The sequence below is a fragment of the Haemophilus sp. HMSC068C11 genome, assembly GCF_001815355.1.
Taxonomy (GTDB): Bacteria; Pseudomonadota; Gammaproteobacteria; order Enterobacterales; family Pasteurellaceae; genus Haemophilus_D.
Genome location: NZ_KV820375.1, coordinates 196,979 through 213,457, shown reverse-complemented (window position 1 = coordinate 213,457; position 16,479 = coordinate 196,979). Strand labels below are relative to the sequence as shown.

Below are 16,479 nucleotides of genomic sequence, written 5' to 3'. Positions count from 1 at the left end.
ATGAAAAAAATATTAAGCGGATTGATTGCAATTGCCTTGGCTTGTTCATTAAGTGCTTGTAAAAAAGATCCGGAAATTATTTCACTTAGCGGTAAAACCATGGGAACCACTTACCATATCCGCTACATTGATGACGGTTCAGTTAAAGAAAATGCTGAAAAAACACATGAGCAGATTGAAGTGGTTTTAAAAGACGTGAATCAGAAAATGTCCACTTACATTAAAGATTCCGAATTGAGCCGTTTTAATCAAAATACACAAGTGAATACGCCAATTGAAATCTCTGCGGACTTTGCCAAAGTATTACAAGAAGCGATCCGTTTAAATCAGGTTACTGAGGGTTCATTGGATGTGACAGTAGGGCCAGTAGTAAATTTGTGGGGCTTTGGGCCAGAAAAACGCCCAGAACGTAAGCCAACCCCAGAGCAACTTGCTGAACGTCAAAGTTGGGTGGGAATTGATAAAATTCACCTTGATATGAGCGGTAAAATCCCAACTTTAAGTAAAGCCGTGCCACAGGTTTATATTGATTTATCATCCATTGCTAAAGGTTTTGGTGTGGATCAAGTCGCGGATGTCTTAGAGCAAAATCACGTACAAAACTATATGGTGGAAATTGGCGGAGAAATCCGTGCAAAAGGTAAAAATGCCGAAAATAAAGCGTGGCAAATCGCTATTGAAAAACCGAATAATACGGGTGAAAGATCAGTTCAAGAAGTAATTGGTTTAAATAATATGGCGATGGCGACCTCAGGCGATTACCGTATTTATTTTGAGGAAAACGGTCAACGCTTTGCTCATGAAATTGACCCGAAAACCGGCTATCCAATTCAGCATCATTTAGCCTCAATTACCGTGCTTGCACCAAGCTCAATGACTGCTGATGGCTTATCTACAGGCCTATTTGTACTTGGTGAAGATAAAGCATTGGAAGTGGCTGAGAAAGAAAATATTCCGGTTTATTTAATTATGAAAACGGAACAAGGCTTTGAAACAAAAATGTCTTCAGCCTTCCAAAAGTTACTCGTAAATAAGGAATAATTATGCAAACTTTATTTTTTACCCTAATCGCTTTTGTGGCAATTATTGTATTAATGTCTGTAGGCTTTATCTTTAAAAAACAAAGCTTAAAGGGCAGCTGTGGCGGACTTTCATCACTCGGTATTGCGAAAGCCTGTGACTGCGATAAACCTTGCGACACTTTACAAGAAAAATTAGATGCTGGCGATGAAACTGCCAAAGCTGAATACGAACAAAAATTTGCGAAGAAAGACGATGATTCGCAATTTTATGAAGTGAAATAATTCACTCAAAATCAACCGCACTTTGTGCAATAACCTTAATTTATGGGGCGGAAGTCATTCCGCTATGTTTCAATCATTATCACCAATGTGCTTCGCCTTAACCGAAGTTACGGGAGACTTATGTTAACTTCAAATACTTATAATCAACATTTCGCACCCTTGAGTGCAGAACAACTTGCCGAAAATGCCACTAAAAAAGTCATTTGTGGTATGTCTGGTGGGGTAGACTCCTCCGTTTCTGCGTTTATTCTTCAACAGCAAGGCTACCAAGTGGAAGGCCTATTTATGAAAAACTGGGAAGAAGATGACGATACCGATTATTGTACAGCTGCAGCGGATCTTGCTGATGCACAGGCGGTATGTGACAAGCTAGGTATTAAGCTGCATAAAATTAATTTTGCTGCGGAATATTGGGATAACGTGTTTGAACATTTCTTAACAGAATACAAAGCCGGTCGTACGCCAAACCCGGATATTTTGTGCAATAAAGAAATTAAATTTAAAGCTTTCTTGGAATATGCAGCTGAAGATTTAGGTGCTAATTATATTGCTACCGGCCATTATGTGCGTCGTCGTGGGGCCGATGATCAGGCTGAATTATTGCGTGGTTTAGATAGCAACAAAGACCAGAGCTATTTCCTTTATACCTTGAGTAAAAATCAGGTAGGGCAGAGCCTTTTCCCTGTAGGCGAAATTGAAAAGCCGATTGTGCGTGCTATTGCGGAAGATTTAGGTTTAATTACCGCGAAGAAAAAAGACTCTACGGGAATTTGTTTTATCGGTGAGCGTAAGTTTAAGGATTTCTTAGCGCGTTATTTGCCTGCACAACCGGGCGATATCCGTACCGTAGATGGCGAGATTATTGGTCGCCATGAAGGCTTGATGTATCACACACTCGGACAGCGTAAAGGGCTGGGTATTGGTGGATTAAAAAATGCCGGTGATGAAGCCTGGTATGTGGTGGATAAAGATGTCGAAAACAATGAGTTGATTGTTGCACAAGGACATGATCATCCACGTTTGTTCTCCAAAGGCTTAATTGCCAAACAGCTACATTGGGTGAGTCGCGAACCTGTGCGTGAAGCGTTCCGTTGTACGGTAAAAACTCGTTATCGCCAAACGGATATTGCTTGTTTGGTAGAGCCGATTGATGACGATTGCATTCGAGTGATTTTTGACGAACCACAAGCCGCGGTCACTCCAGGTCAATCAGCCGTGTTTTACCTAGATGAAGTCTGCTTAGGTGGCGGCATTATCGAAGAACGAATTTAGTCAATATTCAATAAAGTGCGGTCAGAAATTTAGAGATTTTCTGACCGCACTTTTTCTTCTATCGCATTTCAATTTTCGTCAATTTGAAAAAATATTGATATTTTGATAATATATATTTCGTATCTGGAAACAATCCACTCAAATCCTACTGAGCGTTTCCTTCAAAATCGCACTTCTCCGTGCTATCATTTGCGATGGTTCCATCGCACCATTTAGGGCTTAAGGCCTTGTTTTATTTAATCTGATTTTATTTTTATTCACTTAATTTTTAAGGGGAAAGCGTTGTCTTTATCTAAATTTATGGAAAAGCAAACGTCGTTCAATCCTTTAGTGATTGGTGCAACGTTATTTTTTGTGGTGTTACTTGTCGCGATGATTTTAATCGCACCTGAACAAACGCAAACTTTATTAAATGCCGCCAAATCGGGCATTTTTGCCAATTTTAGTTGGTTTTACGTATTAGCATTCTCAGTGTTTTTGGGCTTTTTAGTCATTTTATCAGTCAGTAGCCTAGGTAATATCAAATTAGGCAATGATGAAGAAGAGCCTGAATTCGGTTTTCTGTCTTGGTTAGCGATGTTATTTGCCGCCGGTATGGGGGTGGGGTTGATGTTCTTTGGTGTGGCAGAGCCCTTAACACATTACTTATCTGATATTACTACAGGCAGTGCAGAGCATAAGCAACAAGAAGCCTTGTTACACACCGTATTCCACTGGGGAATTCATGCCTGGGCAGTGTATGGCACGATTGCGTTGGCATTGGCTTACTTTGGATTCCGTTACAAATTACCTTTGGCGTTACGCTCTTGTTTTTATCCATTATTGAAAGAGCGTATTAATGGCAAGTTAGGCGATCTTATCGACATTATGGCGTTACTTGCCACCTTATTCGGTATTATTACAACGTTAGGTTTCGGTGCTTCTCAATTGGGGGCAGGCTTACATCAATTAGGCTGGATTAGTGAAAATAGCTTCAGCTTGCAAATTGTCGTGATTACTGTGGTGATGAGTTTAGCCATATTTTCCGCGATTTCTGGCGTAGGGAAAGGGGTAAAAATCTTAAGTGAGCTGAATTTAACATTAGCTTTCTGTTTGTTGATTTTCGTATTAGTGGCGGGGCCAACACTTTATTTGTTATCAGCGTTCAGCGACAACATCGGAACTTATCTCAGCAACTTAGTACAATTAAGCTTCAAAACCTATGTTTATGAACAAGAACATACTGGCTGGTTTAGCGGTTGGACCATTCTGTATTGGGCATGGTGGTGTTCTTGGGCGCCATTTGTAGGTTTATTTATTGCGCGTATCTCGAAAGGACGCACCATTCGCGAATTTATTTTCGGTGTGTTGGTGATTCCTAGCATGTTCGGCATCTTGTGGTTTACCGTATTTGGTAATACGGCCATTTGGTTGAATGATGGGGAAGCTGCAGGTACGTTAGGACAAATGATTTCCTCGCCTGAAACGTTGCTCTTTAAATTCTTAGATTATTTACCGCTTTCTAGTGTGACCGGTTTAGTGAGTTTGGTGGTGATTTCTTTATTCTTTATCACCTCGGCAGACTCTGGTATTTATGTATTAAATAACATTGCATCACGCGATAAAAGCCTTGTAGCACCTCGTTGGCAGGCCGTAATGTGGGGTGTATTAATGTCAGTCGTCGCGATTGTTTTAATGCAATCGGGTGGTTTGGCAAACCTGCAGGCCATGACTTTGTTGGTAGCATTACCTTTTGCGATGTTGATGTTGCTGATGTGCTTTAGTTTATGGAAAGGCTTGAGTGCGGATAAAAAATATTTTGATACCAAAGTTAATCCAACCAGTATTTTCTGGACGGGGGATAAATGGAAAGAACGTTTGGAACAAATGATGAACCAAACGCAAGAAAAAGATATTTTACGTTTCCTTAAACATACGGTTCTACCAGCTATGCGTGAATTACGTCAAGAGTTGATTGGCAAATATGACTTAAGCGTACAAATTAACACGTTATTTGATCAAGATGAACCTGCAGTCGAGTTAGTCATTCAGAAAGATTTGATGCGAGACTTTATGTATGGGGTGAAATCTATCGGTCGTGAGGTGTCAGAGCAATTAATTAATGACGATAACTTGCCACATATCCAGCATAGTATGACTTATGAACCATACACTTACTTCTTTGATGGTCGAGTGGGTTATGATGTGCAATATATGGATCAAGATGAATTAATTGCTGATATGTTGAAACATTATGAACGTTACTTAAGTTTGCTAGATGACGTTGGCCAAGAATTGATGGCACACGAGCAAACTGAACTGGCTGAATAATAAGACTAAAGTGCGGTTGAAAATCCTCTAAATTTTTAACCGCACTTTTTATCTTAAAACAAATATGAAGATACAAAATACGTTCAAAGCAAATGTTATTTGGGGCAGTTTAGGTTTAAGCTTAGCGATTATTGCAGCCCTTTTATTTGATACGCAGCAAACGATATCTTATCTTGCTGCGGCGAAAGCATTTATTTTCTCTCAATTTAGCTGGTTTTATATTTTACTGAGTGCATTTTTTCTATTCTTTTTACTCTTCTTGGCATTAGGACGATATGGCGATATTAAACTCGGGAGTGATGAGGAAGAACCAGAGTTTAAATTAGGCTCTTGGATTGCATTACTCTTTACCTCTGGAATTGGTATTGGCATTGTTTTTCTTGGTGTCGCTGAACCGCTTTCACACTTTCTTTCACCAATAGGTGAATATGAGAAAGTTAAAACGGCATTATTTTTTAGTATTTTTCATTGGAGCATCAGTGCTTGGGCTATTTATGGATTGATCGCACTTACGATTGCTTACTTCGGATTTCGCTATAAATTGCCATTTTCTTTACGTTCTTGTTTTTATCCCTTACTGAAAGAAAAGATTAATGGAAGAGTCGGGGATATCATTGATATTCTCGGAATTTGCACTACCTTATTTGGCGTGGTCGCAACTTTAGGTTACAGTGCAATTCGATTAGCTGCAGCGTTCCATTCCATGCATTTATTGGATAACTCACCGTATTTGGTTCCCCTTATTTTGGTGAGTGTTTTTATCATTGCTATTTTAATTTCACTGCAGGGCATAGCTAACGGATTCCGCATTCTTAGTGAGCTTAATCTAGGCGTCACATTTCTCTTTATGCTACTGGTTTTGTTATTCGGTCCGACAATATATTTAATTTCTGCGTTTACAGAAAATATTGGTACCTACTTAAGCGGTTTAATTAGAGTAGGCTTCAAGGCTTATGCCTATGATGTAGAACATCTAGACTGGTTTATGGATTGGACAGTTTTTTACTGGGCATGGTGGTTTTCATGGGCTCCAGGGTTTGGAATTTTTATCGCACGGATTTCTCGCGGACGAACTTTACGGGAGTTTATTTTCGGCGTATTGATGGTGCCAAGTTTATTCTTTGTTTTATGGTTCACAGTATTTGGAAATGGGGCCATTTGGGTCAATGAACATCTTGCTAAGGGGGCATTAGGTCAAGCTGTAAATAATGTGGGGTCACTCCTTTTTGATTTTCTGAGTTATTTACCCTATTCCGGCTTAACTAAAACGTTAGCTTTATTTATTATCACACTCTTTTTTATCGTCACCATTAACTTTGGTATTTATACGCTTAATAATATTGCGATTGAAGACAAAAGCCAGGTTTCACCTCGTTGGCAATCTATGTTCTGGGGTGGGCTATTGTCAGCAGTTACGTTTGTGCTTTATCTTTTTGGTGGTATTGAAATACTCCAATCAACGATGTTGTTTTTCTCTTTACCTTTTGCTCTATTGATGTCTGTGATGGCATGGAGTTTGTTGAAAGGTTTACGATTTGAACGTCAATATTATTCCACAGAGGTTTCAGATTTGTGGACAGGTGCAAACTGGCGTAGCCGTTTAAGACAGTTAGTGATTGAACCTAAGCGAGATGATGCCATTTTACATTTAAAAACAACGGCGCTTTTGGCAATGAGAGAGTTGCGCCAGTTACTCATTGGTACCTATGGTTTAAATGTGACCTTACAGCAACATTTTGTTCGTGATAATAATCAACTGGTTCTTTCTATTGAAAATGGTTTAGCAGAAGATTTTTTTTACCAAATTACCTTGTTCGAGAAGCCTGAGCCTGAAACTGCACAAGTTCATCATGCATTAATGGTTTCAACCAATATTCAATTGGAAGGTTATCCTTTGAGTATTACAAATGAAGAGGATTTGATCGTGGACATCTTGCAATGTTATGAGCGATACATGAAAGAACTGGATTTTGTTATTTCATAATTCCTGTCTCATGAGCAAACAGAACTGGCTGAATAATAAGACTAAAGTGTGGTTGAAAATCCTCTAATTTTTTTGACCGCACTTTTAAAATTACCTCTTGAGACAAATGCATAAAAAGAGTATATTCAAGCCCAAATTTTCAATTTAATTCTAACGGAGTTTTTCTATGTTTGGTTTATCCCCAGCACAAATGATTATTTTATTAGTCGTAATTTTATTAGTATTCGGTACCAAAAAATTACGCAATGCGGGATCTGATCTTGGCGCAGCAGTAAAAGGCTTTAAAAAAGCGATGTCTGATGACGAGCCGAAAAAAGATGCGGAGTTTACTCAAATTAAAGACGGTACAACCACCGCTGAAAAAACTGAAACTGTAAAAGATAAAGAACAGGCATAACCGTGTTTGATATTGGTTTTTCCGAACTTGTTTTATTGATGCTTGTGGGCTTAGTAGTGCTAGGCCCTAAGCGTTTACCTGTGGCTATTCGCACGGTAATGGGCTGGGTGAAAACGATCCGTGGATTGGCAGCTAATGTTCAAAATGAATTAAAACAAGAGCTTAAATTGCAAGAGTTGCAAGATAGTATTAAGAAAGCGGAACAACTTAATCTCAAACAGCTTTCCCCAGATTTAAGTAAAACCGTTGAAGAGCTGAAAGAGCAAGCTCAAAAAATGCGCGTAGAGTTAGAAGAAAAAGCAGCTGCAGCAGGTACAACGGTAGAAGAGCAAATTAAAGAAATTAAAAGTGTGGCTGAAAATCCGCCTGATTCTGCGGAAAAACTTGAGGTAAGCGTACAAGAAACAGCGGAGAAACCGGTTGAAACAGCATCCACAGAACATGCAGAGAATGAAACTGCCGAAGTTTTGGAATCTGAAAAAACAGAAGTGGATTTGACCGCACTTGAACCTCATGAACAAGCTGAATTAACTGAGCGTTTATCCGATTACTATTCGCCGGATGATGTGGAGCTACAGCCAGCACCGAAATCTGAAGCGAAGTCCTAGAGAATAATTATGAGCAATATGACGGACGATTCCCAACCGTTAATTACCCATCTTGTTGAACTCAGAAACCGCTTATTACGTTGTGTAATTTGTATTTTAGTGGTTTTTGTGGCGTTGGTTTATTTTTCTAATGATATTTATCATTTTGTCGCCGCACCTTTAACAGCGGTGATGCCAAAAGGTGCAACGATGATTGCAACCAATATCCAAACGCCTTTCTTTACGCCAATTAAATTAACCGCGATTGTTTCGGTGTTTATTTCTGTACCTTATTTGCTTTATCAAATTTGGGCATTTGTTGCACCAGCACTGTATCAACATGAAAAACGTTTAATTTATCCGTTATTATTTTCCAGTACAGTTTTATTCTATTGCGGTGTAGCGTTTGCTTATTATGTTGTTTTCCCTTTCGTGTTTAGTTTCTTTACGCAAACTGCACCAGAAGGGGTAGCTATCGCAACAGATATCAGCAGTTACCTTGATTTTGCGCTAGCATTATTCTTGGCTTTCGGTGTGTGCTTTGAAGTACCCGTTGCCATTATTTTGCTTTGCTGGACAGGTGTCACAACCACGAAAGCATTGGCGGCAAAACGCCCTTATATTATTGTGGGAGCATTCTTTGTTGGCATGATCTTAACGCCACCAGACGTGTTCTCTCAAACTTTACTTGCTGTACCAATGTGTCTTCTCTTTGAATTAGGCTTGTTAGTTGCTCGTTTCTATCAACCGAAAGAGGATGAAGAAGAGGCAACTGATGAGGAAAGTGCGGTAGAAAATCAGGGTGATTTGAATCACAAAGATTAAGAAAATGGGCGTAGGTGATACGCCCTTTTAACATCATAAAAACAGGAAATATTATTATGACTCAACAAATTTTAGGCGGTTTTCCAACCCGTCGTCTTCGTCGTTTACGTAAACATGATTTTAGTCGCCGTTTAGTGGCAGAAAATACTTTAACCGCGAATGATTTAATTTATCCAGTATTTATCATTGAAGGTGAAAATCATCGTGAACCAGTCCCTTCTATGCCTAAAGTTGAACGTTTAACGATCGATCAATTATTAATTGAAGCAGGCCTTTTAGTGAAATACGGTGTGCCTGTGATTTCATTATTCCCTGTGGTTGAGCAAGATAAAAAATCGTTAATGGCAGATGAAGCGTTTAATCCGAATGGTTTGGTACAGCGTGCAGTGAGAGCATTGAAAGCCGCTTATCCAGAATTAGGTGTATTAACCGATGTCGCACTCGATCCTTATACACTACACGGGCAAGACGGGATCATTGATGAAGAAGGCTATGTATTAAACGATATTACAACAGATATCCTGATTAAACAGGCTGTTTCACACGCTGAAGCTGGTGCTGATATTGTTGCACCGAGTGATATGATGGATGGACGTATTGGTCGTATTCGTCAGGCATTGGAAGAAAATGGTCATATCAATACGCAAATTATGGCGTATTCTGCAAAATATGCGTCTAATTATTATGGTCCATTCCGTGATGCAGTCGGTTCTGCTGGTAACCTGAAAGGTGGTGACAAGAAAACCTATCAACTTGATCCAGCCAACGGTAATGAAGGCTTGCAAGAAGTGGCTCTTGATTTACAAGAAGGGGCAGATATGGTGATGGTAAAACCAGGTATGCCATATTTAGACATGGTATATCGTGTGAAAGACTATTTCGGCGTGCCAACCTTTGCTTATCAAGTTTCTGGTGAATATGCGATGCATATGGCAGCCATTCAAAATGGTTGGTTGAAAGAAAAAGAATGCATTATGGAATCATTGCTTTGCTTTAAACGTGCGGGTGCAGACGGTATTTTGACGTATTTTGCGAAGCAAGTCGCTGAATGGCTTTACTTAGAAGGTAAAAATAAATAAGCACTTTTTAACTTGAAGTGCTAATCCAGGTGCTAATTTTAGATGCCGTCTAATAAAAACGAGAAAATATTAAATGTTTTCTCGTTTTTTATTTTTTCTTCATTTTTTCTATAAAAAAACTATTGCCTAGTTGATTTTTCTATTGTTATATTGATGACACGCCGCAACAAGACGGTGATAAATAAAATAACGTTACACACATCATATTAACTCACTACTAGAAGGAAAATCCTATGTCAGCAGTAGCATCATTAGACGCATTTCTTGAAAAAGTGGCTCAACGTGACGGCCACCAACCTGAATTTTTACAAGCCGTTCGTGAAGTCTTCACGTCAATCTGGCCTTTCTTGGAAGCAAACCCTAAATACCGTTCAGAAGCTTTATTAGAGCGTTTAGTTGAGCCAGAGCGCGCAATCCAATTCCGTGTGGCATGGACTGATGATAAAGGCCAAGTTCAAGTAAACCGTGCTTTCCGTGTGCAATTCAACAGTGCAATTGGTCCTTTTAAAGGTGGCATGCGTTTCCATCCATCCGTTAACTTATCAATCTTAAAATTCTTAGGTTTTGAACAGATCTTTAAAAATGCCTTAACCACATTGCCAATGGGCGGTGCGAAAGGCGGCTCAGATTTTGATCCTAAAGGAAAATCAGATGCTGAAGTGATGCGTTTCTGCCAAGCGTTAATGGCTGAATTGTATCGTCATGTTGGCCCAGATACCGATGTGCCCGCCGGTGATATTGGTGTAGGTGGTCGTGAAGTAGGCTATCTTGCAGGCTATATGAAAAAATTATCAAACCAAGCTGCTTGCGTGTTTACTGGTCGTGGTCTTTCATTCGGTGGAAGTTTAATTCGTCCAGAAGCAACGGGGTATGGATTGGTTTATTTTGCCCAAGCAATGCTTGCAGAGAAAGGGGATAGCTTCCAAGGTAAAACGGTTTTAGTTTCCGGTTCGGGTAACGTGGCGCAATATGCGATTGAAAAAGCGATGGCGCTCGGTGCGAAAGTCGTAACCTGTTCTGACTCTGCGGGTTATGTGTATTTACCTGAAGGATTCGATCGTGAAAAATTAGAAGCTTTATTAGAGCTCAAAAATGTAAAACGTGGTCGAGTAGAAGAGTTTGCAAAACAATTCGGTCTTCAATATTTTGCAGGCAAACGTCCTTGGGAAGTGAAAGCAGATATTGCACTTCCTTGCGCAACCCAAAATGAATTAGAGATTTCAGATGCGAAAGCCTTAATCTCAAATGGAGTGAAATTAGTCGCAGAAGGTGCAAACATGCCAACCACTATCGAAGCGACAGGAGCATTCTTAGAGGCTGGTGTATTATTTGGCCCAGGTAAAGCAGCTAATGCAGGTGGTGTTGCGACATCAGGCTTAGAGATGGCGCAAAGTTCACAACGTTTATACTGGACGGCTGAAGAAGTGGATAAACAGCTTCATCGTATCATGTTAGATATTCATGCAAACTGTAAAAAATACGGTTCAGCAGAAGGCCAAGCAAACATTAACTACGTAGTTGGCGCAAACGTAGCAGGCTTTGTAAAAGTAGCCGATGCAATGTTGGCTCAAGGGGTTTATTAATCCAATAAATTAATGAAAAATTGACCGCACTTTGTGATGAAGTGCGGTCATTTTTTATGGTGAATTTCTCAAGTAGAAATAGGCTATTGGCTTGCTTTTTTGCTCAAAAAGTGTAAAATCTTCAGGCTTTTTGTCTATATATACAGAGAAAAAAGTAAGCTATATTCTTAAATCACTTTCGAGTTTGAGAATATTCTTTTAGTAATTAAACATTTAGAGGAAGGTTATGGTAACCATTCGTTTATCTCGTGGCGGAGCTAAAAAACGCCCATTTTATCAAATCGTAGTAGCTGACAGTCGTTCACCACGTGACGGTCGTTTCATTGAGCGTGTAGGTTTCTTCAACCCAATCGCACAAGGTAACGCAGAACGTCTTCGTGTTGATCTTGAGCGTGTAAACCACTGGGTTGCTCAAGGTGCATCACTTTCAGACCGTGTTGCAACTTTGGTAAAAGAAGCTCAAAAAGCATAATCTCGCTTTTTGATTTAGTTCTTAAACTAAGATAGGTGAAAAATATGGAACAACAACGCATTGAAGTTGTGGGCAAATTAGGCTCAACCTACGGTATTCGTGGGTGGTTACGTATTTATTCATCAACAGAACAAGCTGAAAGCATTTTTGATTATCAACCTTGGTTTTTAAAAATCAAAGGTGAATGGCAGCCAACTGAATTAGAAAACTGGCGCCATCATAATCACGAAATCATCGTTAAATTAAAAGGCGTTGATGATCGTGAAGCCGCACAAATTTTAGCAAATGTTGAAATTGGTGTGGATTTATCTGTTTTCCCTGAACTGGAAGAGGGCGATTATTACTGGCACGATTTAATCGGTTGTTCAGTCGTCAACCTAGAAGGTTATACAATGGGAACGGTAACAGAGATGATGGAAACTGGCTCTAATGATGTGTTAGTGGTGAAAGCCAATACCAAGGATGCTTTTGGAAAACAAGAGCGGTTAATTCCGTTTTTGTATGAACAAGTAGTTAAAAGAGTCGATCTCACCACGAAAACCATTGAAGTGGATTGGGACGCTGGTTTCTAATCTCAAGTATGCACAAACGTAATGTAGTAGGCTTTTTATGTGGATAGGGGTAATTTCATTGTTCCCCGAAATGTTTAAAGCGATTACGGAATTTGGGGTTACAGGTAGAGCCGTAAAACATAATCTTCTGCAAGTGGAATGTTGGAATCCAAGAGATTTTACATTCGATAAGCATAAAACTGTGGATGACCGCCCTTATGGTGGTGGTCCGGGAATGCTGATGATGGTGCAACCTTTACGGGATGCGATTCATGCTGCAAAGGCAGCGGCAGGAGAAGGCGCAAAGGTGATTTACCTTTCGCCACAAGGACGTAAACTCGATCAAGGCGGCGTAACCGAGCTTGCTCAAAATCAGAAATTGATTTTGGTATGTGGACGTTACGAAGGTATTGATGAGCGATTGATTCAAACTGAAATTGATGAAGAATGGTCAATTGGTGATTACGTTCTGACCGGTGGGGAATTGCCTGCAATGACATTAATTGATGCTGTTGCGCGTTTTATTCCCGGTGTATTAGGCAAGCAAGCCTCTGCAGAAGAAGATTCTTTTGCTGATGGTTTATTAGATTGTCCGCATTACACCAGACCGGAAGTGTTAGAAGGATTAACTGTACCACCAGTGCTGATGTCGGGACATCACGAAGAAATTCGGAAATGGCGATTAAAGCAATCGCTACAAAGAACGTGGCTCCGACGCCCTGAGCTCTTAGAAGGCCTAGCTCTGACTGACGAACAACGTAAGCTGTTAAAAGAGGCGCAAGCCGAACATAACAGTTAGTTTCAGTTACATCTAGGATCAATAAAGGATCAAACAATGTCTAACATTATCAAACAACTTGAACAAGAACAATTAAAACAAAACGTACCTAGCTTCCGCCCAGGTGATACTTTAGAAGTTAAAGTATGGGTAGTTGAAGGTAGCAAACGTCGTTTGCAAGCATTCGAAGGCGTGGTTATTGCAATTCGTAACCGTGGCTTGCACTCAGCATTCACTTTACGTAAAATTTCTAACGGCGTAGGTGTTGAGCGTGTATTCCAAACTCACTCTCCAGCTGTAGATTCTATCGCTGTTAAACGTAAAGGTGCAGTACGTAAAGCTAAACTTTACTACTTACGTGAACGTTCAGGTAAATCAGCTCGTATTAAAGAGCGTTTGGGCGAATAATTCGCAAAATAAAAAAGGCTTGGTTTTCCAAGCCTTTTTTGTTTTTAAGTTCGGTCAGAATTAAGACCGCTTCATAATTTCAAAAAACTCATCGTTGGTTTTCGCCACCATAAGTTTGTCGATGAGGAATTCCATCGCTTCCACTTCACCCATTGGGTTAAGGATTTTGCGAAGAATCCACATTTTTTGTAATTCATCTGGTGTGGTAAGTAAGTCTTCTTTACGCGTACCTGAACGGTTGAAGTCGATTGCTGGGAACACACGTTTTTCAGCGATTTTGCGAGAAAGATGTAATTCCATGTTACCGGTACCTTTAAATTCTTCAAAGATAACCTCATCCATTTTTGAACCGGTATCTACAAGTGCAGTTGCAATAATGGTTAAACTACCACCTTCTTCTACGTTACGTGCAGCACCAAAGAAACGTTTTGGTCTATGCAACGCATTTGCATCCACACCACCAGAAAGAATTTTACCAGACGCTGGTGTAACGGTATTGTAAGCACGTGCTAAACGCGTGATAGAGTCGAGTAAAATCACCACATCTTTTTTGTGTTCAACAGAACGTTTTGCTTTCTCGATAACCATTTCAGCCACTTGAACGTGACGAGCGGCTGGTTCATCAAAAGTTGAAGCAATCACTTCACCTTTTACTGAACGTTGCATTTCCGTTACTTCTTCTGGACGCTCATCGATTAAAAGCACAATAAGTTCACATTCTGGGTAGTTGTGCGTGATGCTTTGTGCAATATTTTGTAGCAACATGGTTTTACCGGCTTTTGGTGGTGCCACGATAAGACCACGTTGACCTTTACCAATCGGAGAGGCTAAATCCAAAATACGCGCGGTTAAATCTTCGGTTGAGCCATTACCACGTTCCATTCTTAAACGGGAATTCGCATGTAATGGGGTTAAGTTTTCGAAAAGAATTTTGCTACGAGAGACTTCAGGTTTGTCATCGTTGACTTGGTCGACTTTTAAAAGTGCAAAATAGCGTTCGCCCTCTTTTGGTGGACGGATTTTGCCTTCAATTTTATCACCAGTTTGAAGATTGAAGCGACGAATTTGACTTGGAGAAACGTAGATGTCATCAGGACCAGCAAGGTAGGAACTGTCTGCGGAGCGTAAGAAACCGAAACCATCGGGTAAAATCTCTAACACGCCGCCGCCAAAAATATCTTCACCGCTCTTTGCGTGTTGTTTCAAAATAGCAAAAACAATATCTTGTTTACGTAAACGGGCAAGATTTTCCAAACCCATTTGTTCTTCGCCAAGTTTCACAAGATCAGAAACAGGCGTATTTTTAAGTTCTGTAAGATGCATAATTAATAATGTTGGAACGAATAAGAGTTGATAATACTGAAATGTTTGAATGGTGGGCAATGCCCTTAAGAATGGTGCGTAAATTACCACTAAAATTTAATACTGTCTAGTTTTTGTTAGAAAAAACAGGGTAAAATAGCAAACTATGAAGAGATTATTATTGCATGTCGATTAATTATGCGTAATAATTGAATAATTAATCATCGTCAAAATTAAAAGAAGGATAATCTATGGCTCTCTGGGGTGGTCGTTTTACACAAGCGGCAGATAAACGTTTTAAAGATTTTAATGATAGCCTGCGTTTTGATTATCGCTTGGCAGAGCAAGATATTGAAGGCTCCATTGGCTGGTCTAAAGCTTTAGTCAATGTTGGTGTATTAAGTGCTGAAGAGCAACAACAGCTAGAAGTTGCCTTAAATGAATTATTAATCGAAGTGCGGTCAAATCCACAAGCGATTTTGCAAGATGATGCAGAAGATATTCATAGCTGGGTAGAAAGTAAGCTTATCGATAAAGTGGGTAATTTAGGTAAAAAATTACACACGGGTCGTAGCCGTAATGACCAAGTTGCACTCGATATCAAAATGTGGTGCAAACAGCGTGTAATCGAGTTACAAGAGTCTGTTCGTAATCTTCAACGTCATTTGGTGCAAACTGCTGAAAATACTCAAGATGCGGTGATGCCGGGTTATACCCATTTACAACGTGCACAACCAATCACTTTTGCCCATTGGTGTATGGCTTATGTAGAAATGTTTGAGCGTGATTATTCACGTCTCGCTGATGCTTATAAACGCATGAATAGTTGCCCATTAGGCAGTGGTGCACTTGCAGGAACAGCCTATGCGGTCGATCGTGAACAATTAGCTGCAGATCTTGGGTTTGCTTTTGCGACGCGTAATAGCTTGGATAGTGTGTCTGATCGTGACCATATTGTGGAATTACTCTCAACAGCTTCTTTAAGTATGGCGCACCTTTCTCGTTTCGCAGAAGATATGATCATTTTTAACAGTGGTGAAGCGAATTTTGTGGAATTGTCAGATCGTGTGACTTCAGGTTCCTCTTTAATGCCACAAAAGAAAAATCCAGATGCTTGTGAATTGATTCGTGGTAAAGCGGGCCGTGTAATGGGCGCATTAACCGGTATGTTGATGACCTTAAAAGGTTTACCGTTAGCGTATAACAAAGATATGCAAGAAGACAAAGAAGGGATCTTTGATGCGTTAGATACCTGGCAAGATTGCGTAGATATGGCGACTTTTGTATTAGATGAGTTAAAAGTGAATACCGATCGTACTCGTGAAGCTGCTTTAAAAGGTTACTCAAATGCAACAGAGCTAGCAGATTACCTTGTGGCAAAAGGTGTACCATTCCGTGATTCTCACCATATTGTCGGTGAAACCGTGGTTTATGCGATTGAAAAAGGCAAAGCCTTGGAAGACTTAACCATTCCTGAGTTCCGTCAATTCAGTGATGTGGTAGGGGATGATGTATATGACATTCTTTCACTACAATCTTGTTTAGATAAACGTTGTGCGAAAGGTGGGGTTTCACCACTTCGTGTAGCTGAAGCGATTGCAGAAGCAAAAGCGAGATTAGTTTAATT

At 39.9% G+C, this 16,479-nt stretch carries 16 protein-coding genes; 15 read left to right on the top strand and 1 reads right to left on the bottom strand.

Going from position 1 to position 16,479, the window contains the following annotated elements; translation table 11 throughout:
- The 14 genes from HMPREF3020_RS08075 (at position 1) to rplS (ending at position 13,550) form a co-directional block, all read left to right on the top strand.
- On the top strand, positions 1–1,041 hold the full coding sequence (locus tag HMPREF3020_RS08075; protein ID WP_070776142.1) for an FAD:protein FMN transferase: 1,041 nt from the start codon (positions 1–3) through the stop codon (positions 1,039–1,041).
- A 2-nt stretch (positions 1,042–1,043) separates the two neighbouring features.
- On the top strand, positions 1,044–1,304 hold the full coding sequence (gene nqrM / locus HMPREF3020_RS08070; RefSeq protein WP_070776141.1) for a (Na+)-NQR maturation NqrM: 261 nt from the start codon (positions 1,044–1,046) through the stop codon (positions 1,302–1,304).
- A 120-nt stretch (positions 1,305–1,424) separates the two neighbouring features.
- Entirely contained in the window at positions 1,425–2,576 is a 1,152-nt protein-coding gene (gene mnmA / locus HMPREF3020_RS08065) for a tRNA 2-thiouridine(34) synthase MnmA (protein ID WP_070776140.1), read from the top strand.
- A 282-nt stretch (positions 2,577–2,858) separates the two neighbouring features.
- Positions 2,859–4,886 (top strand): BCCT family transporter, encoded by a 2,028-nt coding sequence (locus HMPREF3020_RS08060; protein WP_070776139.1) that lies wholly within the window; start codon positions 2,859–2,861, stop codon positions 4,884–4,886.
- Positions 4,887–4,950: 64 nt separating this feature from the next.
- Positions 4,951–6,870 (top strand): BCCT family transporter, encoded by a 1,920-nt coding sequence (locus HMPREF3020_RS08055; protein WP_070776138.1) that lies wholly within the window; start codon positions 4,951–4,953, stop codon positions 6,868–6,870.
- Positions 6,871–7,036: 166 nt separating this feature from the next.
- Positions 7,037–7,267, top strand: coding sequence for a twin-arginine translocase TatA/TatE family subunit (gene tatA, locus HMPREF3020_RS08050; RefSeq protein ID WP_005695386.1), 231 nt, complete (start codon positions 7,037–7,039; stop codon positions 7,265–7,267).
- A gap of 2 nt (positions 7,268–7,269) precedes the next feature.
- On the top strand, positions 7,270–7,875 hold the full coding sequence (gene tatB, locus HMPREF3020_RS08045) for a Sec-independent protein translocase protein TatB (protein ID WP_070776137.1): 606 nt from the start codon (positions 7,270–7,272) through the stop codon (positions 7,873–7,875).
- Between the two features lie 9 nt (positions 7,876–7,884).
- Entirely contained in the window at positions 7,885–8,679 is a 795-nt protein-coding gene (tatC, locus tag HMPREF3020_RS08040) for a twin-arginine translocase subunit TatC (RefSeq protein ID WP_049372776.1), read from the top strand.
- Between the two features lie 56 nt (positions 8,680–8,735).
- Positions 8,736–9,758: a porphobilinogen synthase gene (gene hemB, locus HMPREF3020_RS08035; RefSeq protein WP_049363661.1), complete on the top strand. Its 1,023-nt coding sequence runs from the start codon at positions 8,736–8,738 to the stop codon at positions 9,756–9,758.
- 233 nt (positions 9,759–9,991) lie between these two features.
- Positions 9,992–11,341 (top strand): NADP-specific glutamate dehydrogenase, encoded by a 1,350-nt coding sequence (gene gdhA / locus HMPREF3020_RS08030; RefSeq protein WP_070776136.1) that lies wholly within the window; start codon positions 9,992–9,994, stop codon positions 11,339–11,341.
- A 226-nt stretch (positions 11,342–11,567) separates the two neighbouring features.
- Positions 11,568–11,813, top strand: a complete 246-nt coding sequence (gene rpsP / locus HMPREF3020_RS08025) for a 30S ribosomal protein S16 (RefSeq protein WP_005697005.1) — start codon at positions 11,568–11,570, stop codon at positions 11,811–11,813.
- Between the two features lie 44 nt (positions 11,814–11,857).
- On the top strand, positions 11,858–12,385 hold the full coding sequence (gene rimM / locus HMPREF3020_RS08020) for a ribosome maturation factor RimM (RefSeq protein ID WP_065244522.1): 528 nt from the start codon (positions 11,858–11,860) through the stop codon (positions 12,383–12,385).
- Positions 12,386–12,422: 37 nt separating this feature from the next.
- Positions 12,423–13,163, top strand: a complete 741-nt coding sequence (gene trmD, locus HMPREF3020_RS08015) for a tRNA (guanosine(37)-N1)-methyltransferase TrmD (protein WP_005634352.1) — start codon at positions 12,423–12,425, stop codon at positions 13,161–13,163.
- A 36-nt stretch (positions 13,164–13,199) separates the two neighbouring features.
- On the top strand, positions 13,200–13,550 hold the full coding sequence (rplS, locus tag HMPREF3020_RS08010; protein ID WP_005697898.1) for a 50S ribosomal protein L19: 351 nt from the start codon (positions 13,200–13,202) through the stop codon (positions 13,548–13,550).
- A gap of 60 nt (positions 13,551–13,610) precedes the next feature.
- Here rplS and rho read toward each other — a convergent pair whose 3' ends face one another.
- On the bottom strand, positions 13,611–14,873 hold the full coding sequence (rho, locus tag HMPREF3020_RS08005; protein ID WP_005695393.1) for a transcription termination factor Rho: 1,263 nt from the start codon (positions 14,871–14,873) through the stop codon (positions 13,611–13,613).
- A 230-nt stretch (positions 14,874–15,103) separates the two neighbouring features.
- On the opposite strand from rho, the gene argH reads away from it, so the two are divergent.
- The gene (gene argH / locus HMPREF3020_RS08000) at positions 15,104–16,477 is read left to right on the top strand and encodes an argininosuccinate lyase (protein ID WP_070776135.1); all 1,374 of its coding nucleotides are present in this window, start codon (positions 15,104–15,106) and stop codon (positions 16,475–16,477) included.
- Positions 16,478–16,479: the final 2 nt, after the last annotated feature.